Source organism: Streptomyces sp. NPDC046712, from assembly GCF_040645695.1.
GTDB lineage: Bacteria > Actinomycetota > Actinomycetes > Streptomycetales > Streptomycetaceae > Streptomyces.
The window spans coordinates 312,965-336,452 of sequence record NZ_JBEYYW010000003.1 but is presented as its reverse complement, the minus strand read 5'-3'; the positions used below and the strand labels follow the sequence as shown (position 1 = coordinate 336,452).

The window sequence follows — 23,488 nt, the reverse complement described above, 5'->3', positions numbered from 1 at the left end:
TCTCTCGGTAGCGTGTCCGAGCGGCCGAAGGAGCTCGCCTCGAAAGCGAGTGTGGCGCAAGTCACCGAGGGTTCAAATCCCTCCGCTACCGCTTCGATCGAAGGGCCCGGTGCGATGCACCGGGCCCTTCGGCGTACTCCCCTTCGGACGGACCTCCTGACAGGTCCCCTGACAGGTCTCCTGACGGACAGAAGGCCCCGGCCGCGCCTGTGCGCGCGGCCGGGGCCTCTTCGTCGGACGGGGGGAGCGGCATCGGGGGGACAAGCCGCTCCCCCCGATGAGAACCGGTCCTGCAAGTCCTGCGCCGCGGTCAGGGGGGAAGCTCGCGGCGTGGACCCCGCAGTGAGGGCCGGTTCCTCGGCCCCGCGGATTCCTGCCAGATCCGCCGGGCTCGACATCCATACTGCTCTGCCGTCACCCTTCCGGGGGGCGGCAAAAGGCCCCGATCTCAGGGTCCTTGGTCCATAAAGACCCGGTGAAGTGGCTGAAGTGGCTCGGTTAGACTCACGCGTCCACGCAGGGGTGCAGACAGGGGAGGCGCGGCAGATGGCGCAAGCGAAGAAGGTCGCGCTGTACGCGCTCGTGGTCTTTGTGCTGTACACGATCATCAATTCCCCCGACAGGGCCGCCGATCTCGTCCAGGTAGGGTTCGAGGGCATATCGTCCGCCGCACAGGGCGTCGGCGAGTTCATGACCGAACTCGTCAACTAGAACCACCGACGAGGAGTCCTGCTGTGATCCGCCATCTGGTCCTGTTCAAGCTCAACGAGGGCATCGCGAAGGACGACCCGCGTGCCGTGGCCGCCGCGGAGGCGTTCGACGGGCTGGAGAAGGAGATCCCGGAGCTGAGCTTCTGGGAGTGCGGCTGGAACGTCTCCGAGCGGCCGATCGCGTACGACTTCGCCATCAACTCCGCCGTCGACGACGCCGATGCGCTCCAGCGCTACCTGGACCACCCGGCCCACCAGGCGGGCGTCGCCCTGTGGCGTGAGATCGCCACGTGGGTGATCGCGGATTACGCGTTCTAGCCCTCCGCCTTCCAGCCCCCCGCCGTTCACGGCGGGGGGCTTTTTGTCGCCAACACGAGGCTATGCGGTGCTTGCACACAGTGGACATGTCTTGTGATGCTATGACCGCTTTTGACGGATGAGTTGACCGTAGTTGACCAGCTAAGGGGTGGCGTGAACGTGCCGGCCAGTACAGCGCCTCAGGTCCCGCCCCAGAACGAGGCCGGCGACCCGGACGCCCCGCGCCCGCGGCCGCAGCCCACTCGGCCCCAGAGCACCCGGCCCCAGTCCAGCCGGGGCGCCGACACCCGCGCGCTCACCCAGGTGCTCTTCGGGCAGCTCAAGGGGCTCGAGCCGGGCAGTCCGGAGCACGACCGGGTGCGCGGGGCGCTGATCGAGGCGAACCTCCCGCTCGTGCGCTACGCGGCCGCCCGCTTCCGTTCCCGCAACGAGCCGATGGAGGACGTCGTCCAGGTCGGCACCATCGGCCTGATCAACGCCATCGACCGCTTCGACCCGGACCGCGGCGTCCAGTTCCCGACCTTCGCCATGCCCACCGTCGTCGGCGAGATCAAGCGCTACTTCCGCGACAACGTGCGGACCGTGCACGTACCGCGCCGACTCCACGAACTGTGGGTCCAGGTCAACGGAGCCACCGAGGATCTGACGACCGCTCACGGGCGCTCCCCCACCACCGCCGAGATCGCCGCGCGGCTGAAGATCGGCGAGGACGAGGTACTGGCCTGCATCGAGGCGGGGCGGTCGTACCACGCCACCTCGCTGGAGGCCGCCCAGGAGGGCGACGGGCTGCCCGGACTGCTCGACAGGCTCGGCTACGAGGACCCGGCGCTCGCCGGCGTCGAACACCGGGATCTCGTACGGCATCTGCTCGTCCAGCTGCCCGAGCGCGAGCAGCGGATCCTGATGCTCCGTTACTACAGCAACCTGACGCAGTCCCAGATCAGTCAGGAACTCGGCGTCTCGCAGATGCATGTGTCAAGGCTCCTCGCCCGGAGCTTCGCCCGATTGAGATCCGCAAACAGGATCGAGGCGTAGCTGAAACGGGTAGACCGGTTCGGAGCAGTTCTGACGGGCTTTCCGGCGGCCCAAATGCCGTACACCCCTTGTTTCCTGCGGATATTCACCCACGCCATGTCGACATGTCACTACAGCGTGTTGCCGACATGTGACATTCTGCTGGAACCGCGTTTGCCGCAGCCCCGCCTCCGGTATTCAGGTGGAGGCTGCGTTCCTCCGATGGTCGTGGCCGCCGCGACCGTCCGCGACCTCAAGGGGGTGGCATGTCCGCAGAACAGGGCAGCTCGAAGGTGCTTACGCTCACGCCCGCGCAGACGCCGGTACCGATGCCGGTCCAGCCGACGGCTGAGAGTGCCGAGCCCGCCGCGCCGCTTGTTGTCACGCCGGAAGCCATCGACACCCGCACGCTCTCCCGCTCCCTCTTCCTCCGGCTGCGCGCCCTGGACGACGCAGGCGCCGCCGCGGACAGCCCGGAGCGGACGTACGTCCGCGACACCCTGATCGAGCTCAACCTGCCGCTCGTTCGGTACGCGGCCGCCCGGTTCCGCTCCCGCAACGAGCCGATGGAGGACATCGTCCAGGTCGGCACCATCGGCCTGATCAAGGCGATCGACCGCTTCGACTGCGAACGCGGCGTGGAGTTCCCGACGTTCGCGATGCCCACGGTCGTCGGAGAGATCAAGCGCTTCTTCCGCGACACCTCGTGGTCCGTGCGCGTCCCGCGCCGGCTCCAGGAGCTGCGCCTCGCGCTGACCAAGGCGAGCGACGAGCTCGCCCAGAAGCTGGACCGCTCCCCGACCGTTCCCGAACTCGCCGCGGTGCTCGGGGTGTCGGAGGAGGACGTCGTCGACGGCCTGGCCGTCGGCAACGCGTACACCGCCTCCTCGCTCGACTCGCCCTCCCCGGAGGACGACGGCGGCGAGGGCTCCCTGGCGGACCGGCTCGGGTACGAGGACACGGCCCTGGAGGGGGTCGAGTACCGCGAGTCCCTGAAGCCCCTGCTGGCCAAACTCCCACCCCGGGAGCGGCAGATCATCATGCTGCGGTTCTTCGCCAACATGACGCAGTCGCAGATCGGCGAGGAGGTCGGCATCTCGCAGATGCACGTCTCGCGCCTGCTCACGCGGACGCTGGCGCAGCTGCGGCAGGGCCTGATCGCCGACTGAGAGGTTCGCCGGCTGAGGTTCAGCCACTGAGATTCTCCAGCTGAGGTTCACCGGCGAAGTTCGCTGTTCCCGTTCCAAACTGACGACTCGTCAGCAAGACTGGCGCCATGCGGCGACAGAGGTCACTTCTGACAGTGGTCGCGCTCTGCCTCGGTGGGGCGCTGACCGCGTGCGGCGGAGGAGAGGGCGAGGGCTACGCGGCGGTCGGCGCGGGCTCCACCCCGAAGGACGCAGTGCGGCCGTCGGGATCGGTCACGCTGATCCCACTGGACGGCAGCCCGTCTGCGAGCGGCACGACCTCCAGCACGTCGTCGCCGTCACCACGACCACCCGGTACGACCCCGGGCGCGACCCCGGCACCGCCCGGCAGCGGTACGGGGACGGACTCGGGCGCGGGCGCGGGTACGGGTACGGACACGGGTACGGGCAGGGGCACGGGTACGGGTACGACCCCTGGGACCTCGCGCCCCGGTACGACGCCCGGCACACCCCCGCCGCGCACCGCGACCGCGCCGCCCCCGGGTACGACCACACCGGCGCCGCCTCCTTCCCCCGCGCCCAGCACTCCCGGCACCCCCGCCACGCTCGCCCTCTCCGCTCCCGTGCTCGCGGACACGGACAAGCGGTGGTGCGAGCGGGTTACCACGACGTTCCGCAACACCGGAGGCACAGCGGCCACTTCGGGCACCGTCACCTTCGCCACCCACATCATCGGCGCGCTCGGCATCGACTGGGCGACGATCGAGTCGGCCCAGCCCCTGCCCGCGCCCATCGCGCCCGGAACGGCGAAGACCCAGACGTATACGGTCTGCGTGGACTCCTGGCGGGTGCCGCTGGGCATGCACGTCGACACCCAGAAGGTCACCGCGACCTGGAAGTGACCCCGGCTCCGTCGAACACCGACAGCAGCAGCTCGGCGACCTCACGCAGTCGTCTTCACCGGTCCGGCGGGCCACCATGTCGCTCCCCCAGATGCCGCCTCAGCAGCACGTTCGCGTCCGTCTCCGCGCTCCAGTCGAACCGCAGCCGGGCGGCGGTCCGCTGCTCGGCCAGCTCGGCACACTCCGCACAGTCGGGTACGGGGACGGGCGGCCGACTCAGCTCGTACGCCGCGCCGGCCCGCTCATTGGCGGCCCGCACCCCCGCGCTCAGCCGCTCGGCCGCCGTGGCCGGGCGGACCCGCTCGGGATCCGCCTGCCACTCCCGCCCGCCGCCGACGGGGCGGAGCATCGCGTAGGGCCCCGCGTTGCCCCGGTACTCGCCGACCTTGCGGGCGGCGGGGTCGTAGACGAACCCCCCGCATTCCATGTGCCCTGCCATTCCTCAGCTCCTCACCCGATCGGGCGACTACTCTCTGTGCCCCAAGCGTTGCTCAATGGGAAGACCGGCCACAACGCTGATCGCGTGCCACTGGCCCACTGTCACGAGGGACATGAGGGGGACGGAGTGAGCCGACGCAACGCCACCGGGGGTACGGCCGCCACGACGGCGGGCGTCTTCGGCGAACTGCTCAAGCACTACCGGGAGTCGGCCGGCCTCACCCAGGACGGCCTGGCACGCCAGATCCCGTGCGACCGCTCGCACGTGGCCCGGGTGGAGGCGGGGACGCGGGTCCCGCAGGACACGTTCGCGAAGGCGTGCGACGAACTGCTGGGGACGGGAGGGGTGTTACTGCGGCTGTGGGGGCGGATCGACTGGTATCCGCAGGTGGAGCACCCGGATTGGTTCGAGCGCCGGGCTCGGATGGATGCCGAGGCGGTGGCAGTACGTGCGTACCAAACGCAGGTGATGCCCGGCCTGTTGCAGACGCCGGAGTACGCGAACGCTCTGTTCGCCCGTCGCCTCAGGGCCGCCGATGAGGTGAACGAGCGTGTTCGGGCGAGGCTGAGCCGCCAGCAGCGCTTCCTCGACCCTGACGGTCCGCTGTACATCGCGGTTCTGGACGAGAGCTGCCTGCGCAACGTCGTGGGGGGTGCGAGCGTGATGCGCGACCAGTGCGCGTATCTGCTGACTGTTGGTCAACTAGGGAACATCCGCGTCCAGATCGCTCCGTCCGACCGGCCCGGCATCGATCGTCCCGACGCCTCGATGTCTCTGATCCACCTGCCAGGCGGGCAGCAATGGGTCTACTCGGAATCGCTCGACCGTGGCCATCTCAGCGATGATCCGACCCTCTATACGCGGCACGCCCAGACCTATGATGTGCTCAGGGCGGACTCGCTGTCGGCCCGCGAATCTGCCGCTCTGATCAGCGACATGATGGAAGGGTACGGGCACCATGCAGAAGCACGATCTGACTGCACCGACCTGGGTGAAGAGCAGCTACAGCGGCGCCAACGGCGGCGATTGCGTCGAGGTGGCCCCCGGATTCCCCGGCCTCGTCCCCGTGCGTGACAGCAAGGTTCCGGACGGGCCCGCCCTCGTCTTCGAGCGTGCGGCGTGGGACTCCTTCGTGAGCGCCCTCTGATCATGGAGAGCACGAAGGTCCTCTCCATCGGGCTGCACCCCCGCTCCCTCGACTACAGCACGCTGCCCGACGGCGTCGACGAGGTGTCGCTCACCGCACGGATCGAGGCCGGGAACGCCGCGCTGCACGAGGCGGGGTTCGATGTCGTGACCTGCCTCGTCGAGCCCTCCCCGGACGGCGCCGAGGCCGCGGTGCGGGAGCAGCTGAAGAACGGGTCGTTCGGACTGGCGATGATCGGTGGTGGCGTGCGCATGATTCCCGAGCACACCCTGCTGTTCGAGCGGCTCGTGAACGTCCTCACCGAGGCCGTGCCCGGCATCCGGCTCTGCTTCAACACATCGCCGGAGACCACGATCGACGCGTTGCGGCGCTGGATCGAGCCGTAGTCGGGCACCTCGGGCTCAGGCGAGGAGCAGGGCGGCGACGACCGGGGCCACGTACATCAGCGGCCAGGCGACGTGCGGGTACGAGCGGGCGCGGATCACGGTGATGACGGCTCCGGCGAAGTAGAGGACGATGCCGATCCCGGCCGCCAGGCCGATCGCCGGGACCCACAGGCCCACCACAAGGCCCGCCGCGCCGGCTGCCTTGGCGAGTCCGAGCCAGGTCCACCAGCTGCGGGGGACGCCGTACTCGGTCAGCGGCTCGACGACCCACGGGGCCTTGATGAAGATCGAGAGGGCCGAGAAGCCGACCATGAACGCGGCGACGGCGGTGACGACGATGTAGGTGGTGGACATCGGGAACGCTCCTCGGTTCGGATGGCTGCGAGCGTTTCTCGCTCGCACACCCCACTGACGGAGCGCGCCGCACACGTGTGACAGGTCGGGCGCCTTTTCTTCGGGGGCTTTCCGTCGCTCGGGGCCCACGGGCCGAACGCCCTGGCGAGCTTCTGGCTCGGCCGCCCTCGCTCCGAGTGTGGCGGGCTCCACCGGCCCCTCAAGGGCGCTCCTTCGTCGCGTCGCTGCGCGATGGCCTCCGGCCACCCTTGACCGTCCGGCTCCACCCGCCTTTTCACACTCGGAGGGCGGCCGGGGGGCGTGGCCACGCGGGAGCACGGTTCATGGCCGGGCAGGGATCGGCGCGTGCGGCCGCGTGGGTGGGACTGCGCGGCAGTTGAATGGGGCGGCCCGGCGGCGCTCAGCGTCCGACGGCCGGTGGGCGGCCGGGCCTCATGCCCCGCTGGTCACTGCCCGGTGGGGGGTGGAATTGCCCCCTAAACCTGAAGGGAGCCGAGGGCTGGGGCGGGCGCGTGTGAGCTGGAGAGCGTGCAGCTTCCGGGATCGGAGCGGCAATGCCCGGGAGGAGCCGGGCTCAGAGTTTGCGGGGTCGCGGGGGTCAGGTGTCCCTGCGGGCGGATTCCCGGCTGTCGGTGTGTGCATAACTGCGCCCTACTCGCGGTAACTTCCCCGGATCGGGGCTCACGAGGCTCTTTCGGGTCCTGCTGAGCGAACTCGGCGGACTTAGTGTCGCTCCAGGCGGCAACTCCGCCCTTTCCGTCCCGGCGGGCCGGTAAGGGGGAATTCCACCCACCGAGAATGACCAGCGGGGCATGAGGCCCGGCTGCCCACCCGCCGTCGGACGCTGAGCCGGTGCCGGGCCGCCCCATTCAACTGCCGCGCAACCCCACCCCACGCCCGCAGGCGCCAAGCAGAGCCGCACCGCCCCCGGGCTGGACGCGTGGCCACGCCCCCCGGCCGCCCTCCGAGTGTGAAAAGGCGCCCGTCCTCGGGCGGTCAAGGGTGGAGCGCAGCGGAATCGGCGGAGCCGACGCGACGTAGGAGCGCCCTTGACGGCCCGGGGACGGGCGCCACACTCGGAGCGAGGGCGGCCGACCCAGAAGCCCACAGGGGCCATGCCCCCGACCGCCCCGGAAACCCGAAGCCCACGAGGGCCAGGCGCACGGCCAGACCCCGTCAGCCCAGGCTCCCGTCAGCCCAGGCCGCGCCCAGCCCAGGCCCCCTCAGCCCAGGGCCAGCCAGGCCACTGCCGCCAGGACCACGATCGCGGCGATCACGCCGACGATGAGGCCCACCCGGGGGCCGGAGGACTGGGGTGCCGCCGCCTGGCGGCCGCCGCCCTGCGGGGCGCCCTCGTCGACGAAGGCGCGGAACATCTGGGTGCTGCCGGCGGGGTCGTAGTTGCCCTCGGAGCCGGGGCCCTGACCGTACGGAGCTTGGGGGTTGTGTGCCATGAGCCAGGACCCTAGCGAACCCCGGGTTCAGGCCCCAAGCCCCGGCCCCGCCCGAGCCCGTTCCGGCACCGATCCCCCGCACGGCCCCACTCCCCTCCCCACCGCTTCCTCACCGCCCCTACTCCCCTCCCCACCCTCCCGCGCTCCCACCCCACCGCCCCCTTTGCCGATTCTTTAGCGCCGTTTGACCGATTTAGTTTGCCTGAAGCAACCATCCATCTCTATGGTTGCCCTAAGCAACAAGATGCATCGGGTCATCGGGGTCATGGGGTCACAGTGGACAAGCCGAACCGGTACGAGAACCTCGCCCGTCAGGTGAGCGCCATCGGCGCGGTCAAACGCGGCATGGCCCGCTCCCTCCCCGCCGACTGCCCCGGCGGCTCGGCCATCGTCCTCGCCCTGCTCAAGCAGGACGGGGACATGCGGATGAGCCGGCTCTCGGAGCGGATGGGCGTCGACATGTCGGTCAGCAGCCGGCACGTCTCCCACGTCGTCGACCGCGGCTGGGTCGAGCGGCTGCCCGACCCGGCCGACCGGCGGTCCCGCATCCTGCACCTCACCGCCGAGGGCAGGGAGAAGCTCGCCGAGCTCGACCGCCGGCTGACCGCCATGCTCACCCGCAACCTCGCGGACTGGTCCGACGAAGACGTCGAACTGCTCACCACCCTGCTCGCCCGCCTCCGCGACTCCTTCGGGGACTGTCGGGCCCACCACGCGTAGAAGCAAAGGAAGTTCATGGCCACGACCACCCCTGCCCCGCCGAAGGAGGCGGGCGGCCACGCCCCCGCCGGGGCGCCCATGACGCACCGGCAGATCATGGAGGCGCTCTCCGGGCTGCTGCTCGGCATGTTCGTCGCCATCCTGTCCTCGACGATCGTCTCCAACGCCCTCCCGCAGATCATCACCGACCTCGGGGGCGGCCAGTCCGCCTACACCTGGGTCGTCACGGCCGCTCTTCTGTCGATGACCGCGACCACCCCCCTGTGGGGCAAGCTCGCGGACCTCTTCTCCAAGAAGCTGCTGGTCCAGATAGCTCTGGTCATCTACGTCGCCGGGTCGGTCGTCGCCGGTCTCTCCCAGAACACCGGCATGCTCATCGCCTGCCGCGTCGTCCAGGGCATCGGGGTCGGCGGTCTGACCGCCCTCTCCCAGATCATCCTGGCCGCCATGATCGCCCCGCGTGAGCGCGGCCGGTACAGCGGCTACCTCGGCGCCACCTTCGCCGTCGCCACCGTCGGCGGACCGCTGCTCGGCGGTGTCATCACCGACACCGACTGGCTCGGCTGGCGCTGGTGCTTCTACGTCGGCGTGCCCTTCGCGCTGATCGCGCTCCTCGTCCTGCAGAAGACCCTGAAGCTCCCCGTCGTGAGGCGCAAGGTCAAGGTCGACTGGGCCGGTGCCTTCGTCATCAGCGCCGCGGTCTCCCTCCTCCTGCTCTGGGTGACGTTCGCGGGCGACAAGTACGACTGGATGTCCTGGCAGACGGCCGCCATGGTCGGCGGCTCCGTCGTCCTCGGCGCGCTCTTCGTGTTCGTCGAGTCGAAGGCCGACGAGCCGATCATCCCGCTGCGCCTCTTCCGTAACCGCACCATCACCCTGGCCTCGGTCGCCTCGCTCTTCGTGGGCGTCGCGATGTTCGCGGGCACGGTCTTCTTCAGCCAGTACTTCCAGCTGGCCCGCAACGAGTCGCCGACCATGTCCGGTGTCCTCACCATCCCGATGATCGCGGGCCTGTTCGTCTCGTCGACCGTCTCCGGCATGGTCATCACCAAGACCGGCAAGTGGAAGGCCTGGCTGGTCAGTGGCGGTGCGCTGACGACCGGCGGGCTGGGTCTGCTCGGCACGATCCGCTACGACACGGAGTACTGGCACATCGCGCTCTTCATGGGCGTGATGGGTCTCGGCCTCGGCATGATGATGCAGAACCTGGTGCTGTGCACGCAGAACCAGGTGGCCCCGGCCGACCTCGGCTCCGCCTCCTCCGTCGTCACCTTCTTCCGCTCGCTCGGCGGCGCGATCGGCGTCTCGGCGCTCGGCGCGGTGCTGGCCCACCGGGTCACGAACTACGTCCAGGACGGCATGGCCGCGCTCGGCCCGAAGGCCGCGGGCATGAGCGGCGGCGGTTCGGGCGGCGGAATCCCGGACATGGACAAGCTGCCGGCGCCGATCCGTACCGTCATGGAGGACGCCTACGGCCACGGTGTCGCCGACGTCTTCCTCTACTCGGCGCCGTTCGCGCTGCTCGCCTTCCTGGTGACGCTGTTCATCAAGGAGGTCGCCCTGAAGAGCAGTTCGAGTGACTCGGCCGACGCGGTCGATGCGACGGACGCGACCCCCGTGACGGCTGAGCAGCCGGCCACCAAGGCGGCCGTCGCCGTCTCCACCGGCCTCACCATCAGCGGCACGGTCCGTACGGCCGAGGGCACGGACGTCGCCGGTGCGACGCTCACCCTGATCTCGCTCGGCGGGCAGCAGCTCGGCCGCGCGGTCGTCGGCGGCGAGGGCCGGTACGCCTTCGACGCCCCGGGCGCCGGATCGTACGTACTCATCGCCTCCGCCGACGGCTTCCAGCCGCAGGCGTCGACGGTCGTCGTGACCGACGGTCCGCTCGCCCACGACGTGCTCCTGACCGGCACCAGCGGGCTGACCGGCTCGGTGACCGCCGCGGACGGCGGCGCGCCCGTGGACGGCGCGATGGTCGTGATCACGGATGTACGGGGCGAGGTGCTGGCCACCGGGAAGTCCGGCGCGGACGGCGGCTTCGCCTTCGGCGAGCTGGTGCCGGGCGCGGTCACGGTCGCGGTCACCGCGGCCGGTCACCGCCCGCAGGCGCTGCCCGTCGAGATCGGCGGCCAGGGCGTGACCCGGCTCGACGTGGCCCTCGCGGCCGGGGCGGTCGTCCACGGGACGGTCCGCGCGGGTCTCGACCACCGTCCGCTGGCGGACGCGCGGGTGACCCTGGTCGACGCCGCCGGGAACGTGAAGGCGTCGGCGACGACGGACGCGGAGGGCGCGTACGCCTTCGCGGACCTGGACACCGGCGAGTACACGCTCATCGCGACCGGCTATCCGCCGGTGGCGGGACGGCTGACCGTGACCGGCGCCGGGGTCGACGGCCACGACATCGAACTCGCCCACCCGGGCGAGTGACCGACCCCCGGCCGCGCTTCGAGCGGAGGCGCGACCGGGTCCGGGGCGGCAGGCAGGGGACGGCCTGCCGCCCCGTTGTTCTTGGAAGAGTGAGGGTACGGATGGGACTGCACGCACAGGTACGGACCCGCGACGGGTGGCCGGTCCAACACGCGGTGGTGACCGTGACGGACGGATCGGGCGGACAGGTCCTGCGGGCGGCGGCGGACGGGGACGGAGTCGTCCGGGCGGAGGCCGCGCTGGCTCCGGGCCCGTACACGGTGGTGGTGACCGCGCTCGGCTACGCGCCGGACGCGCGCACGGCCCTGGTGGGCGGCGCCGGGCGGGCGGAGGTGGGGACGGTCGTGCTGGCCCGCTCGGGCGGTACGGAGCTGCCGCCGCCGGGCACGTGGACTCTGGACGCGGCGCACTCGTCGGTGGGGGCGGTGGCCCAGCACCTGGGGATCTCCAGCGTCCACGGCCGGTTCACGGAGTTCACCGGCCGGGTCGAGATCGCGCCGGACGTCCTGGCGTCACGGGTGGAGGCGGTGATCGCGGCCGGGTCCGTCGACACGGGCAACGGCCTGCGGGACAAGCACCTGAGGTCCGAGGACTTCCTGGACGTCGACCGCTTCCCGGAGATCACGTACCGCAGCTGGGCGCTGAAGGCGGCGGGCCCGGACCGGTGGACCGTGGAGGGCGAGCTGTCCCTGCGGGGCGTCACGCGGGACGTGCCCCTGGATCTCACCTACCTGGGCACGGGCGCCGATCCGTGGGGCGGGGTGCGGGCGGCGTTCCGCGCGGAGGCCGAACTGCGGCGCGAGGACTTCGCGATGAACTACAACCAGGTGGTGTCGGCGGGCATCGCGGCGATCGGCGCGACGCTGCGGGTGACCCTGGACATCCAGGCGGTACGGGAGGACTGAGGCCTCCCCGCGACATCAGGAGAGGTCGCCCGCCCGCACGCGCGACGTCAGGAGAGGTCGCCCGCCTCGCGCGCGACCATGACCTCGATGCCGGCGACCAGCACCTCCAGGGCGTAGTCGAAGTCGCGGTCCCAGATGTCGCTGACGCTGCCGTGCGAGGCCCGTTCGTCGAGGATCTCCGCCATCGGTTCGAGCACCTCGACGAACTGCGGATCGTCGCGGAAGGCCTTGATCGACTCACCGTAGAAGTCGTCCTGCGACATGCCCGCCTCGGTAGCCCGGCGCTCGAATTGCGCCTCGATCGTCCCGTAGCCGTACACGAACTGGAAGACCGCCGACATCGCGCTCGGCTGCCGGTGCAGCGGCAGGCCGGTGTCCCTGACAGCGTCCTGGATCTTCGTGCCCACGGCGATCGCGTTCGGACCGATGTTCAGGTACTGGCCCGCGCACGGCGACATCCACGGGTGGCGCACCAGCATCCGCCGGTAGTCCAGGGCGAGCACCCGGACCCGGTCCTGCCACCCCCCGGCGGCGTCGACCGCGTCGAGGTCGATCTCCCCGTACACGGAGTCGACGGCGTACTCGATGATGTCGTCCTTGGTGTCCACGTACCAGTACAGCGACATCGCCGTGACGCCCAGCTCCGTCGCCAGCTTGCGCATCGAGAGGCCGGCCAGGCCGTCCTCGTCCAGCATCCGGATCGAGGTCGTCACGATCCGGTCGCGGTCGAGGCCGGCCGGGCCGCCTCCGCTGCGCGGGGTCCGCTGTTCGAGCCACACGCTGGAACCCGCCGGGTTCTTGGCCCGGTCGGCGGCCTTGACCATCGCGTTCCTCCGTGAGCTCACCTGTCGCGGTCCGTCACCATGCTATGCAGCCGCTGCCTTCTTCTCGGACCGCTCCGCCCTCCGCAGCAGCGCCGCCGCGAGCAGGCCGCCCGCGAAGACGGCGATCGCGCCGACCAGCTGGCTGGTCTGGAGTCCGGAGGCGAAGGCGTCGGAGATCTCCGCCCGTTCGGCGTCGCTTCCGGCCGCCGCGAGGGCCGCGGGCAGCGAGGTCGCGGTGACGGTGACGAGCGCGGCGAACCGGGCGTTGAGCACGGCGCCGAGGACGGCGACACCGAGGCCGTTGCCGAACTCGGCGAGGGTGCCGTTGATGCCGGCGCCCACGCCCGCCTTCTCCGGCGGGATCGCGCTCATGATCGCGTTGGCCATGGCCGGGGAGGAGACGGCGATGCCGCCGCCCATCAGGACGAGGCCGAGGAGCATGCCCCAGTAGCTGCCGTCCGTACCGCCGCCGAGGACCGCGATCGAGGTGAGACCGCCGGCGACCAGGGTCATGCCCAGGACGACGGCCGCCGGGGTGCCGATCTTCATGACCAGCTTCGGGCCGACACCGGTCAGGTTGAGGCCCACGATCGTCAGCGCGAGGGGCGCCATCCGGAGACCCGCCTCCAGCGGCTCGTAGCCGAGGACGAACTGCAGGTGCTGGGTGAGCAGGAAGAGCGAGCCGCCCATGCCGAACACGACCAGGAGCGAGCCGCCGATGGCGCCGATGAACTTCTGGTTGCGGAAGAAGTGCATGTCGAGCATCGGGTACGGGGTGCGCAGCTCCCAGAGAGCGAAGGCGCCGAGGACGAGGGCACCGATGGCGGCCGGGACCAGCACCTCGGCGGAGGTCCAGCCGTGCTCGGGGCCGGTGATGATCGCGTACACGACGGCGGTCATACCGATCGTGGAGAGCAGCGCGCCGAGCAGGTCGGGGCGCTCGCCCTGCGGGTTCTTGGACTCCGGTACGAGCTTGAGGACGGCGACCAGGCCGATCAGCGCCACCGGGATGTTGATGAGGAAGATCATTCCCCACCAGAAGTGGTTCAGGATCACGCCGCCGATGAGCGGTCCTGCGGCGAAGCCGAGCGAGCTGACGGTGGACCAGAGCGCGATGGCCTTGACCCGCTCGGAGTCGTCGAAGATCTGCATGACGACGGCGAGGGTGGTGGTCATGAGCAGCGCGCCACCGACGCCCATGCCGGCCCGGGCCGCGATCAGCTGCGCGGTGGAGTCGGCGAGTCCGGCGGCGAGGGAGCCGAGGCCGAAGAGCGCGAGTCCGACGGCGAGGAGCTTCTTGCGGCCGTAGCGGTCGGCGGCGTTGCCCGCGGTGAGCAGCAGGCCGGACTGGACGAGCGAGTACGCGTTGATCATCCACTGGATGTCGGTGGTGGACGCGTGGAGTTCGGAGGTGAGTGAGGGGATCGCGACGCTCAGGACGGTGTTGTCGAGCAGCACGGTGAGCTGGGCGAGGCAGATGACGCCGAGGATCAGCCAGCGCTGCGGATGTCCGCCGGGGGTGGCCTTCCCGGCGGTGGGTTCGTTCGCGGCGGTCGTCGCCGTCATGGGACAGCACTCCTTGTACGGTGTACGGGACTAGGTCTCGTACACCGTACAAGGCTCTCTCTTACGCTGTATAGCGATTACTTCTTCTGCGTCAGGTCGTACAGCGTGGTGCCGTCGACGGTGACCTGCTCGAAGGTGGCCGTGACCCACGCGGAGATCTCCGAGTTGCCACCCATTCCGCCGCCGCCACCGCCACCACCACCGCCGACGAAGTAGTGGATCTTCCCCTCGGCCACGTACTGCTTGAACTGGGCGAGGGTCGGGGACGGGTCGCTGCCGTTGAAGCCACCGATCGCCATCACCGGCTTTCCGGTGGCGAGCTGATAACTGGCCGCGTTCTGCGCGCCGATGGCCGCCGCGACCCAGGTGTAGTCGTCGGCGCCCTCGAGGAGGGCGGCCTTGGTCCTGGAACCTACGGTCGCGCCGTTGAGCAGACCGCCCATGCCGCCGCCACCGCCACCCTCCATGCCCGGACGACCGGTGCCCTGAGGCGCGTTGCCCTGAGGTGCCGTGCCCAGGGGCGGCGTACCGCCGGGAGCACCACCGGGCATCTGGCCACCCTGGCCTCCAGGCATCTGACCGCCCTGACCGCCGGGGGCCTGACCCCCCTGGCCACCCTGGCCGCCCTGGCCGCCCGGCATCTGGCCGCCCTGACCGCCGGGGCCGCCGCCCGCCTGGCCGCCGTCGGGCATCCCGTACATCGCGCGCGGCCCGCCGCGCCCGCCGCCGGGGCCGCCCATCGCGCCGCCCGCCGGACCCGCCGTCACGATCGACCCCTGGTGGCCGGTGCCCAGCGTCTCCAGCGTGTACGCGAACGGTCCCGCGAGCCCCGCCGCGATCCCGAGCCCCGCGATCCCGAGCCCGATCCGCCGGTCGAGGCGTCCGGCGAGCAGCAGCCCGAGCGCGGCGGCCGAGCCCGCGATCAGGACCGCCCAGCGCAGCCAGGGCATCCAGTCCGGTGTCCGGCCGAGCAGGACGTACCCCCACACCGCCGTCCCCGCGACCGTCACCGCGAGCGCCGCGGAGGCCAGGAACCGCGAGCGCTCCTCCCACAGGACGCTCGCGCCCATGCCGACGAGCGCCGCGACGTACGGGGCCAGGGCCACCGTGTAGTACTCGTGGAAGATGCCGGCCATGAAGCTGAACACGCCCACGGTCATCAGCAGCGAACCACCCCAGACCAGGAACGCGGACCTGGCCGTGTCCGTGCGCGCCGCACGCCAGGTGATCACCAGGCCGGCCACCAGCAGGATCAGCGCGGCCGGGAGCAGCCAGGAGATCTGACCGCCGACGGCGTCGTTGAACATCCGCCCGACGCCCGTCTCGCCCCAGCCGCCGCCCTGGCCTCCGCCACCGCGGCCCCCGCCGCCGACGCTTCCGGTCTCGTTGCCGTTGATCCGGCCCAGACCGTTGTAGCCGAAGGTGAGCTCCAGGAAGCTGTTGTTCTGCGAGCCGCCGATGTACGGGCGGGAGGACGCCGGCCACAGTTCGACGACGGCCACCCACCATCCGGCGGAGACGATCATCGCGAGCCCGCCGAGGGCCAGTTGGCCGATCCGGCGGCCGAACCCGGCCGGTGCGCACACCGCGTACACGAGCGCGAGCGGCGGCAGGATCAGGAACGCCTGGAGCGTCTTGGCGAGGAAGGCGAGACCGAAGGCGACGCCCGCCCACACCAGCCACTTCGTCGCACCCTGCTCGAGCGCCCGCAGGACGCAGTACACGGCGACCGTCATCAGCAGGGCCAGCAGCGCGTCCGGGTTGTTGAAGCGGAACATCAGCGCGGCGACCGGGGTGAGCGCGAGCACCACGCCCGCGAGCAGCCCGGCTCCCGCGCCGAACCGGCGCCGCACCGCACCGTAGAGGACGGCGACGGTCGCCACCCCCATCAGCACCTCGGGCAGCAGGATCTGCCATGACCCGAGCCCGAAGAGCCGCACGGACAGCGCCATCGGCCAGAGCGCAGCCGGCGGCTTGTCGACGGTGATGGCGTTCGCCGCGTCGAGCGAGCCGAAGAAGAACGCCTTCCAGCTCTCGCTGCCGGCCTGGACGGCGGCGGAGTAGAAGGAGTTGGCGTAACCGGAGGCGCTCAGGTTCCAGAGGTAGAGCAGGGCGGTGGCAAGGAGGAGGGCGAGGAACGCGGGGCGCACCCAGGGCGCGTCCTCGGCCCGCCCGCGCCAGAGGCGGGTGAGACGGCCGGGCGGCGCGGCATGGGCCGCCGGCGCGCCCGGCGCGGAAGGCAGGTCGTAGGTGGTGGTCATCGGGTGTTCCTTGAGAGGGAGGTGTCCGGGAAGACCCAGAGCCGGAAGAGGAGGAAGCGCACGACGGTCGCGGCGAGGTTCGCCACGATCAGCACGGCGAGTTCGGTGGAGTGGGCGGGATCGCCGGTGGCCGCGCCGAGCGCGGCGAGCGAGCCGCTGGTCAGGGCGAGGCCGATGCCGAAGACGACGAGCCCCTGCGCCTGATGGCGGACGGCCCGGTCCCGGCCCCGCACGCCGAACGTGAGCCGCCGGTTGGCGGCGGTGTTGGCGACGGCGGACACCAAAAGGGCGGTCGCGTTGGCGAGTTGGGAGCCGATGCCGAGCCGGAACGCCGAGTACAGCGCCACGTAGAACAGCGTGGACAGCGCGCCCACGACACAGAAGCCGACCAGCTGCCGGGCCAACCCGCGCGGCACTCCCGCGAGTTCACGGTCCCGGGGGTCGTCGCCGAAGGGCCGGGCGAGCCGGTCGAGCGGCAGCGAGCCGGTGGCGAGCGCCCGCCCCACCCGCCAGACGCCCTTCAGGTCGTCAGTGGCCGTCCGCACGAGGTGGACGGTGGAGTCGGGATCGTCGACCCAGTCGACGGGCACCTCGTGGATGCGCAGCCCGGCCCGCTCGGCGAGCACGAGCATCTCGGTGTCGAAGAACCAGCCGGTGTCCTCGACCATCGGCAGCAGACGCTGCGCGACCTCCCCGCGTATCGCCTTGAACCCGCACTGCGCGTCGGAGAACCGGGCGGCGAGCGAGCCCCGCAGGATCAGGTTGTACGCCCGCGAGATGAACTCCCGCTTCGGCCCGCGCACGACGCGCGAGGAGCGGGCGAGCCGGGAGCCGATCGCCAGATCGGAGTGGCCGGAGATGAGCGGTGCCACGAGCGGCAGCAGGGCGTTCAGATCGGTGGACAGATCCACGTCCATGTAGGCGAGGACGGGCGCGTCCGAGTGCGACCAGACGGCACGCAGCGCCCGCCCCCGCCCTTTCTGCTCCAGCCGTACCGAGCGCACCTCGGGCAGCGACCCGGCGAGGGTCGCGGCCACCTCGGGGGTCCGGTCGGTGGAGGCGTTGTCGGCGACCGTGATGCGGAAGCCGTACGGGAAGGTGCGGGAGAGGTGGTCGTGGAGCCGCAGGACGCACGGCTCCAGGTCCTTCTCCTCGTTGTAGACGGGAATCACCACATCGAGGACGGGCCGCCCGGCCATGCCCACCGGCAGATGCTCCCGGGCGGGGAGGGCGCCCGCGATCGTTTGGGTTCGCATGGCACAGACACTCGCCGGGCCCGCTGTCACGGCTGTGTGATGAGCCTGTGCCCCGCCTGTGAGTCGGACTGCGCGTCGAGCGGCAGACGCACGACGAAGACGGTCCGCCCCGGGACACTGGTGACGTCGACGTCCCCACCGTGGGCCGTGGCGACCGCGCGGACGATGGCGAGGCCGAGCCCCGTGCTGCCGGCGTGCCGTGAGCGGGAGGCGTCTCCCCGCGCGAACCGTTCGAACACGGAGGGGAGGAGCTCGGGCGGGATGCCGGGCCCGTCGTCCTCGATCTCGACGAGGGCGCGGCCGTCCTCCGCGCGCACGCGTGCGGTGACGGTCGTGCCCGGTGGCGTGTGGGTCCGGGCATTCGCCAGCAGGTTGACCAGGACCTGGTGAAGACGGGCGCCGTCGCCGCGTACCGTCGCCGGAACCCCGCCCTCGCCGGAGAGGTGGAGCCGCCACTTGTGATCGGGACCGGCCGCGCGGGCATCGGACAGCGCGTCCACGACCAGGGGAACGAGATCGGTGCTCTCGTACGAGAGCGGGCGTCCTGCGTCGAGCCGGGCGAGGAGCAGGAGGTCCTCCACCAGACCCGTCATCCGGGTCGCCTCGGACTCGATCCTTCCCAGCGCGTGCCGGGTGTCGGGCCCGCACTCCTCCCGGCCGCGCCGGGTCAGCTCCGCGTACCCCCGGATCGAGGCGAGCGGCGTGCGCAGCTCGTGGCTGGCGTCCGCGACGAACTGCCGTACCCGTGTCTCGCTCTGCTGACGGGAGTGGAGCGCGGAGTGGACATGGTCGAGCATCCGGTTGATGGCCGCGCCGACCTGCCCGACCTCGGTCCGCGGATCGGCCTCCTCGACCCGGTGGTGGAGGGCCACCTCCCCGCTGTGGAGGGGGAGTTCGGAGACCTGGGTGGCGGTCGCGGCGACCCGCCGCAGCGGCCGGAGCGCGATCCCGACCAGTGCGCCGCCGGCGAGCGAGGCGGCGACGAGGCCGGCTCCGGTCACGCTCACCTCGACGAGGATCAGGGTGGAGAGGGAGCCCTGGAGCTCGCTCAGCGGCAGCCCGACGAGGAAGTCGCCGTTGCCCCCGGAGACGTACTCCACCCGGTAGTCGCCCAGGCCGGGCAGCTCGACGGTGTGCGGCCGGCCGTCGCGCGGGGTGGTGGCCAGGGCGGCGCGCTGCGCCTCGTCGAGCGGGCTGCTGGTGTCCTTCGGCCCGTACCCGTCCTGCTCGACCTCGGCGAAACGGTCGGCCTCGCCCAGCGTGCCGCCGTCCACGACCACCGCGCCGACCGTACCGAGCGGGGCGCCGGGCCCGAGGACGAAGGCGAGCGGGTCGCGGCCGGGATCCTGGGCGGTGGCGCGCAGGGAGGGAGGCGGGCCCATGGCCCGGGCCGACACGTTCCGCAGCTGCCCGTCGGCCTGGTCGTAGAGGTACGAGCGGTACGCGATCGTCGTCACCGTCCCGATCACGGCCGCGACGATCGCGATCAGGGCGACGGCGGAGACGACGAGCCGGGTACGGAGCGACCAGGAGCGGGGTCGGCGCATCTGCGTGCTACTCCCCCGGCTTGATGAGATAGCCCGCCCCGCGCCGGGTGTGGATCATGGAGGGCCGCCCCGCGTCGATCTTCCGCCGCAGGTAGGAGATGTACAGCTCGACGACATTGGCCTGGCCGCCGAAGTCGTACGACCAGACCCGGTCGAGGATCTGCGCCTTGCTCAGCACCCGGCGCGGATTGCGCATGAGGTAGCGCAACAGCTCGAACTCGGTCGCGGTGAGATGGATCGACTCGCCACCGCGGGTGACCTCGTGGCTGTCCTCGTCCAGGGTCAGATCCCCGACGACGAGGAGCGACTCGCTGCGCGCCTGCGCCGCGCCGGAACGCCGGATCAGCCCGCGCAGCCGCGCCACGACCTCCTCCAGACTGAACGGCTTGGTGACGTAGTCGTCGCCGCCCGCCGTCAGACCGGCGATACGGTCCTCGACGGCGTCCTTGGCAGTGAGGAACAGCACCGGCACGTCCGGCTGCTCGCGCCGCAGCCGCCCGAGCACGGAGAGCCCGTCCATGTCGGGCAGCATCACGTCGAGGATCACCGCGTCGGGCCGGAACTCCCGCGCCGCGCGCAGGGCCCCGGCCCCGTCGCCCGCGCTGTGCACCTGCCAGCCCTCGTACCGCAGGGCCATGGAGAGGAGCTCGGCGAGCGACGCCTCGTCGTCCACGACGAGAACGCGGACGGCAGAGCCGTCGGGCCGGAGCATGTCGGTACGCCCGCGGGGCTTGGTCGCAGTCATACGGCCACGCTCGCCGGGCGTACTGAGAGGCCCCTTTCCCTTACCTGTGAATTCCCTGAGAAACCTGAGGGAAGAGCGCGGCGCCGTTCGCGCACAGCACCCGGCGCATCCAGTCGTCCCCGAGCCCGAGCCGTTCGAGGGCGTGGAGCTGGTGGGCGTACGGATAGGGAATGTTCGGGAAGTCGGAGCCGAGGAGGATCCGGTCCCCGAGATCACGCAGCCGCGGGAGTTCGGCGACGGGGAAGGGCGCGAAGCGTTCGCCGAAGTCGGTGAAGGCCATGGTGGTGTCGAGGTGGACGCCGTCGTACCGCTCGGCGAGGTCGAGGAAGTCGGCGTACTCGGGCATCCCCATGTGCGCGATGATCAGCCGCAGCCGGGGATGGCGAGCGAGCAGCCGTCCGACGGGCCCGGGCCCGGTGAACTTCCCGGGGGCGGGCCCGGAGCCGCAGTGGATGACGACCGGCACGCCGGCCTCCGCGATCAGGCCCCAGCTCTCGTCGAGGAGCGGATCGTTGGGATCGAAGTCCCCGACCTGAAGATGCACTTTGAAGACGCGTGCCCCGCCGTCGATCGCCCGGCGGACGTATCCGGCCGCGGTCCCGTCCGGCTCCGGGTAGAGAGTGGCGGTGTGCAGACAGCCGGGCGTACGGGCGGCGAAGTCGGCGGCCCAGCCGTTGAGCCACGGGGCCATGCCGGCCTTGTGCGGGTAGAGCATCGAGGTGAAGGCGAGGACGCCGAACTCGCGGAGCAGGTCGACCCGGCGGTCCTCCTCCTCGCGGTAGGTGATGGGCCACTCCGTGCCGGTCAGAGGGCCGACGGCGTCGAAGTACGCCCAGACCTTGTCGAGGACGTTCTGGGGCATGAAGTGGGTGTGGACGTCGACGAGCCCGGGAATCCCGAGCCGCCGGACGAACTCCCGGGGGTCGTCATCCCTTGTCAAAGCCGTAACTCCGCTCGACCTTCCCAATGTGGACGCTGTAGCTCTCGTACCAGTGCTTCCGGCCGTGCCGCTTGGCCTCCTGGTGCTCGGCGTTGTCCCGCCAGGCGTCCAGGGACTCGAGGTCGCGGAAGTAGGCGACGGTGATGCCGATGCCGCCGGGCGTGCGGGCGGCCTCGTAGCCGAGGAAGCCCGGGAGGCCCTTGACGATCTCCTGCATACGGGCGCTGGTCTCGGCGTATCCCTCGGGGGCGTCGGGACGGATCGAGGTGAAGACAGCGGTGTAGTAAGGCGGTTCGAGGCCCGCCACCAGGTTCGGGGTCATGTGGATCACCCTGCGCCGGCCGGACGGGGCGTGTCCATACGGATCCCCGGAAGGGATCCAAGTCTTTACTCCGGGAACAGTCCGTCCTGGACGTCGTTGTTCGCCTTCTTCACGAGCACGGTGACGGACGTCCCGCCGGGGTCCGCCGCGACGAGCCGCCATCCGCGGACGAGACGGGTGTCGAGCGCGAGGCAGCGCCCTTCGGAGTCGAGAAGGTGCAGGTCGGGCCCGGCGGCGGCGAGCAGACGCCCGGCGACGACACCCTCGTCGTGGAGCTCGGTGACGGTTCCGTAGAGCGGGGCGAGACCCTCGAGCCCGAACGCTTCACCGTGGTCGTACGCCCGGAACTCCAGCCGCTCCAGGGTCTCGGCCCATCCGGCGAGCCCGGTGGCCCGCCCGTACAGCTCCTCGATCTCCCGGCGGCGCGCGTCGGGGGCGGGCAGGGCGTGCCGTACGGCGCGCTTCTGGGCGTACGGGATCCGGTCGGGCACCTTCAGGGCGTGCCGCAGCAGCTCCTCGGTCCGCCGGGCGGCCATGAGCGGCCCGCGCCCGAGCCAGCTGAAGGCGACGGCCCCCTGCTCCAGGAGCCTGGCGTCGCCCCGCTCCTCGGCGGTGATCCCGACCTTGGTCATCCCGGGCCCGAACCAGGCGAGGTACACGCGGTACGTCCGCGGATCGTCGGCGATCGTGTCGGCGGCGACCGAGTGGGCCCGGTCGAGCCGCGCGCATTCGGGGCACTGCCCGCCGGTGGCGCGGGCGGGCACGGTCGCGGCGAGGGGGCAGGGGTTCCCTCTGGCCCCGGGACACAGCCGCTGCCCGACGGCCCGGAAGGCGATCTGCTGCCCGTACGCGAGCACGGACACCCGGCCGCCCTCCCAGCGGAGCCCGGGCACACCCCCGCTCCACCGCATGCCGGCACACCGCCACACCACGTGCTCGCTCCACCCCCTCTGTCGTCGGCTGCCCAGTCTGGCAGTCCGCTAGGGCAGCCGGGGGCTGGCAGTCCCCCACGGCAGCCGGGGGCCGACCAGGGCCTGTCCCGCGGACCCGGCCATGATCCGCCGGGCAGGCCCTAGGGCAGCACGAAGATCCTCGCCCCGTCGCCGGCGACCCCGCTCTGCCGCATGCACCCGCGCTCGACGAGCAGCCCGACGCAGTCCCGCACGCGCTCGACAGCGAGCCCGGTCCGCTGCGCGATCTCCTCCAGCCGATACCGCGCCCCACCGCGCACGAGCGCGGGCGCGAGATACGCGGCGACGGCGTGCACGTCACCGGTGACGGCGAGGCTGTCGGCCTGCCAGGAGGCGAGGAGCTCCTGGGGGGTCATCGCGGGCCGGGTGCGCTGGGCGGGAACGGCTAGCTGCTCGAGGGAGTCGGCGATGCGGGAGAGCGCTTGGGCGGCGGCCTGCTGCGAGCGGTTGGTCTCCCGCATGAGCGCGATGCGCTCGCTCTCACGAGCGGCGAACTCCTCGTCCATCCGCAGGTTCCGCTCCTCGAGCCGCACGAGGATGTCGGCGACGGCCTGGGGCATGACGTATCCGGAGTGCACGGGAGACGCTTCGAGGGCGTAGGAACCGTCACGCTGGATGGTGGCGATGACGTCGGAGACCCAGGCTTTGAAGGGGGCGCACTCGGGCTTGGTGCAGGCGTTGACAAGCTGGACCAGGCCCTGCAGGTCCACTACCTTCATTGATTTCTTAAGCCCGTGACCTGCGATGTTGCGGGCGGCGTCTGCTCCACAGACGGCGCTTGCAAGATCGCCCAGCACTCGCTGGCGTCCCTCTTCCACATGCGCGAGAACCGCCTGGCGGGTGTTCACGTATCCCAGATGCCTGGCGGCATCGACGGCCGGGAACCAGTGCGTCCCGTCCGGCATCGTCAGCCTCCGTACACGCGCGCCCGTCGCCGCGTACACGAAGTCGTTGATGTCGATCGCGTCCTTCTTCTGCCCGTACTGCTCGTCCTGCCTGTACTGCTCGTCCATCGAGCATCACCTCCACGGGGGAAGCTAGGCCGATGGCATATTCAATTGTCATGAAATCAGGGGACGTTCACCCAAAAGAGAAGGCCCCCGGGAACCCCGGGGGCCTCACGCTCCTC

25 protein-coding genes and 1 tRNA gene are annotated in these 23,488 nt (G+C 71.1%); 12 read left to right on the top strand and 14 right to left on the bottom strand.

From position 1 onward, the window contains the following. Positions 1-6: 6 nt before the first annotated feature. The 5 genes from ABZ939_RS06070 to ABZ939_RS06050 all read left to right on the top strand — a co-directional run bounded on the left by ABZ939_RS06070 (position 7) and on the right by ABZ939_RS06050 (position 3,211). Positions 7-91 (top strand) — tRNA-Ser (locus ABZ939_RS06070). Between the two features lie 455 nt (positions 92-546). Beyond that, positions 547-711 carry a hypothetical protein gene (locus ABZ939_RS06065; protein WP_175439350.1) on the top strand — a complete coding sequence of 55 codons (165 nt, stop codon included), beginning with the start codon at positions 547-549 and terminating at the stop codon, positions 709-711. Positions 712-734: 23 nt separating this feature from the next. Continuing rightward, the gene (locus ABZ939_RS06060) at positions 735-1,028 is read left to right on the top strand and encodes a Dabb family protein (protein ID WP_361849782.1); all 294 of its coding nucleotides are present in this window, start codon (positions 735-737) and stop codon (positions 1,026-1,028) included. Between the two features lie 159 nt (positions 1,029-1,187). Beyond that, the gene (locus ABZ939_RS06055) at positions 1,188-2,063 is read left to right on the top strand and encodes an RNA polymerase sigma factor SigF (RefSeq protein ID WP_361849780.1); all 876 of its coding nucleotides are present in this window, start codon (positions 1,188-1,190) and stop codon (positions 2,061-2,063) included. A 245-nt stretch (positions 2,064-2,308) separates the two neighbouring features. Then, positions 2,309-3,211, top strand: a complete 903-nt coding sequence (locus tag ABZ939_RS06050) for an RNA polymerase sigma factor SigF (protein WP_361849778.1) — start codon at positions 2,309-2,311, stop codon at positions 3,209-3,211. A 193-nt stretch (positions 3,212-3,404) separates the two neighbouring features. Here the strand turns inward: ABZ939_RS06050 and ABZ939_RS06045 are convergent, their stop codons facing one another. Beyond that, positions 3,405-3,743: a hypothetical protein gene (locus tag ABZ939_RS06045; protein ID WP_361849776.1), complete on the bottom strand. Its 339-nt coding sequence runs from the start codon at positions 3,741-3,743 to the stop codon at positions 3,405-3,407. 70 nt (positions 3,744-3,813) lie between these two features. Between ABZ939_RS06045 and ABZ939_RS06040 the strand changes: the two genes are divergently transcribed. Then, positions 3,814-4,092, top strand: a complete 279-nt coding sequence (locus ABZ939_RS06040; RefSeq protein WP_361849774.1) for a hypothetical protein — start codon at positions 3,814-3,816, stop codon at positions 4,090-4,092. Positions 4,093-4,147: 55 nt separating this feature from the next. Here the strand turns inward: ABZ939_RS06040 and ABZ939_RS06035 are convergent, their stop codons facing one another. Next, on the bottom strand, positions 4,148-4,531 hold the full coding sequence (locus ABZ939_RS06035; protein WP_361849772.1) for a hypothetical protein: 384 nt from the start codon (positions 4,529-4,531) through the stop codon (positions 4,148-4,150). Between the two features lie 126 nt (positions 4,532-4,657). On the opposite strand from ABZ939_RS06035, the gene ABZ939_RS06030 reads away from it, so the two are divergent. Genes ABZ939_RS06030 through ABZ939_RS06020 form a run of 3 tightly spaced genes read left to right on the top strand, consistent with a single transcriptional unit; the run spans position 4,658 to position 6,064 of the window. Next, complete coding sequence (locus tag ABZ939_RS06030) at positions 4,658-5,605, top strand: helix-turn-helix transcriptional regulator (RefSeq protein WP_361849770.1); 948 nt, start codon at positions 4,658-4,660, stop codon at positions 5,603-5,605. Continuing rightward, positions 5,568-5,678: a DUF397 domain-containing protein gene (locus ABZ939_RS06025; RefSeq protein WP_361849768.1), complete on the top strand. Its 111-nt coding sequence runs from the start codon at positions 5,568-5,570 to the stop codon at positions 5,676-5,678. Before ABZ939_RS06030 ends, ABZ939_RS06025 begins: the two co-directional genes overlap by 38 nt. Before the next feature lie 2 nt (positions 5,679-5,680). After that, the gene (locus ABZ939_RS06020; protein WP_361849766.1) at positions 5,681-6,064 is read left to right on the top strand and encodes a hypothetical protein; all 384 of its coding nucleotides are present in this window, start codon (positions 5,681-5,683) and stop codon (positions 6,062-6,064) included. 15 nt (positions 6,065-6,079) lie between these two features. Here ABZ939_RS06020 and ABZ939_RS06015 read toward each other — a convergent pair whose 3' ends face one another. Together ABZ939_RS06015 and ABZ939_RS06010 are read right to left on the bottom strand one after the other, a co-directional pair. Then, complete coding sequence (locus ABZ939_RS06015) at positions 6,080-6,418, bottom strand: DoxX family protein (RefSeq protein WP_361849764.1); 339 nt, start codon at positions 6,416-6,418, stop codon at positions 6,080-6,082. A 1,223-nt stretch (positions 6,419-7,641) separates the two neighbouring features. After that, on the bottom strand, positions 7,642-7,872 hold the full coding sequence (locus ABZ939_RS06010) for a hypothetical protein (protein ID WP_361849762.1): 231 nt from the start codon (positions 7,870-7,872) through the stop codon (positions 7,642-7,644). Between the two features lie 276 nt (positions 7,873-8,148). Between ABZ939_RS06010 and ABZ939_RS06005 the strand changes: the two genes are divergently transcribed. The 3 genes from ABZ939_RS06005 to ABZ939_RS05995 all read left to right on the top strand — a co-directional run bounded on the left by ABZ939_RS06005 (position 8,149) and on the right by ABZ939_RS05995 (position 11,927). Next, a complete protein-coding gene (locus ABZ939_RS06005) occupies positions 8,149-8,592 on the top strand; it encodes a MarR family transcriptional regulator (protein ID WP_361849760.1) in 444 nt (147 codons plus the stop codon). A 15-nt stretch (positions 8,593-8,607) separates the two neighbouring features. Next, entirely contained in the window at positions 8,608-11,022 is a 2,415-nt protein-coding gene (locus ABZ939_RS06000; protein WP_361849758.1) for an MFS transporter, read from the top strand. Positions 11,023-11,123: 101 nt separating this feature from the next. Further along, positions 11,124-11,927, top strand: a complete 804-nt coding sequence (locus ABZ939_RS05995; RefSeq protein WP_361849756.1) for a YceI family protein — start codon at positions 11,124-11,126, stop codon at positions 11,925-11,927. 47 nt (positions 11,928-11,974) lie between these two features. Here the strand turns inward: ABZ939_RS05995 and ABZ939_RS05990 are convergent, their stop codons facing one another. The 10 genes from ABZ939_RS05990 to ABZ939_RS05945 form a co-directional block, all read right to left on the bottom strand. After that, entirely contained in the window at positions 11,975-12,751 is a 777-nt protein-coding gene (locus ABZ939_RS05990) for a TetR/AcrR family transcriptional regulator C-terminal domain-containing protein (protein WP_361849991.1), read from the bottom strand. A gap of 42 nt (positions 12,752-12,793) precedes the next feature. Beyond that, complete coding sequence (locus tag ABZ939_RS05985) at positions 12,794-14,317, bottom strand: MFS transporter (protein WP_361849754.1); 1,524 nt, start codon at positions 14,315-14,317, stop codon at positions 12,794-12,796. Between the two features lie 77 nt (positions 14,318-14,394). Then, on the bottom strand, positions 14,395-16,578 hold the full coding sequence (locus tag ABZ939_RS05980; RefSeq protein WP_361849752.1) for a glycosyltransferase family 39 protein: 2,184 nt from the start codon (positions 16,576-16,578) through the stop codon (positions 14,395-14,397). Beyond that, entirely contained in the window at positions 16,575-17,834 is a 1,260-nt protein-coding gene (locus tag ABZ939_RS05975; RefSeq protein ID WP_361849750.1) for a bifunctional glycosyltransferase family 2/GtrA family protein, read from the bottom strand. Before ABZ939_RS05975 ends, ABZ939_RS05980 begins: the two co-directional genes overlap by 4 nt. A gap of 26 nt (positions 17,835-17,860) precedes the next feature. Then, positions 17,861-19,381 carry a HAMP domain-containing sensor histidine kinase gene (locus ABZ939_RS05970; protein ID WP_361849748.1) on the bottom strand — a complete coding sequence of 507 codons (1,521 nt, stop codon included), beginning with the start codon at positions 19,379-19,381 and terminating at the stop codon, positions 17,861-17,863. 7 nt (positions 19,382-19,388) lie between these two features. Beyond that, positions 19,389-20,126 carry a response regulator transcription factor gene (locus ABZ939_RS05965; protein WP_361849746.1) on the bottom strand — a complete coding sequence of 246 codons (738 nt, stop codon included), beginning with the start codon at positions 20,124-20,126 and terminating at the stop codon, positions 19,389-19,391. Between the two features lie 40 nt (positions 20,127-20,166). Beyond that, positions 20,167-21,066, bottom strand: coding sequence for an amidohydrolase family protein (locus tag ABZ939_RS05960; RefSeq protein ID WP_361849744.1), 900 nt, complete (start codon positions 21,064-21,066; stop codon positions 20,167-20,169). Further along, positions 21,053-21,388: an antibiotic biosynthesis monooxygenase gene (locus ABZ939_RS05955; protein WP_361849742.1), complete on the bottom strand. Its 336-nt coding sequence runs from the start codon at positions 21,386-21,388 to the stop codon at positions 21,053-21,055. The genes ABZ939_RS05960 and ABZ939_RS05955 overlap by 14 nt, the downstream gene beginning before the upstream one ends. Before the next feature lie 65 nt (positions 21,389-21,453). After that, entirely contained in the window at positions 21,454-22,299 is an 846-nt protein-coding gene (locus ABZ939_RS05950; protein WP_361849740.1) for a DUF2797 domain-containing protein, read from the bottom strand. A gap of 161 nt (positions 22,300-22,460) precedes the next feature. Further along, on the bottom strand, positions 22,461-23,372 hold the full coding sequence (locus ABZ939_RS05945; RefSeq protein WP_361849738.1) for a Bro-N domain-containing protein: 912 nt from the start codon (positions 23,370-23,372) through the stop codon (positions 22,461-22,463). Positions 23,373-23,488 lie beyond the last annotated feature (116 nt).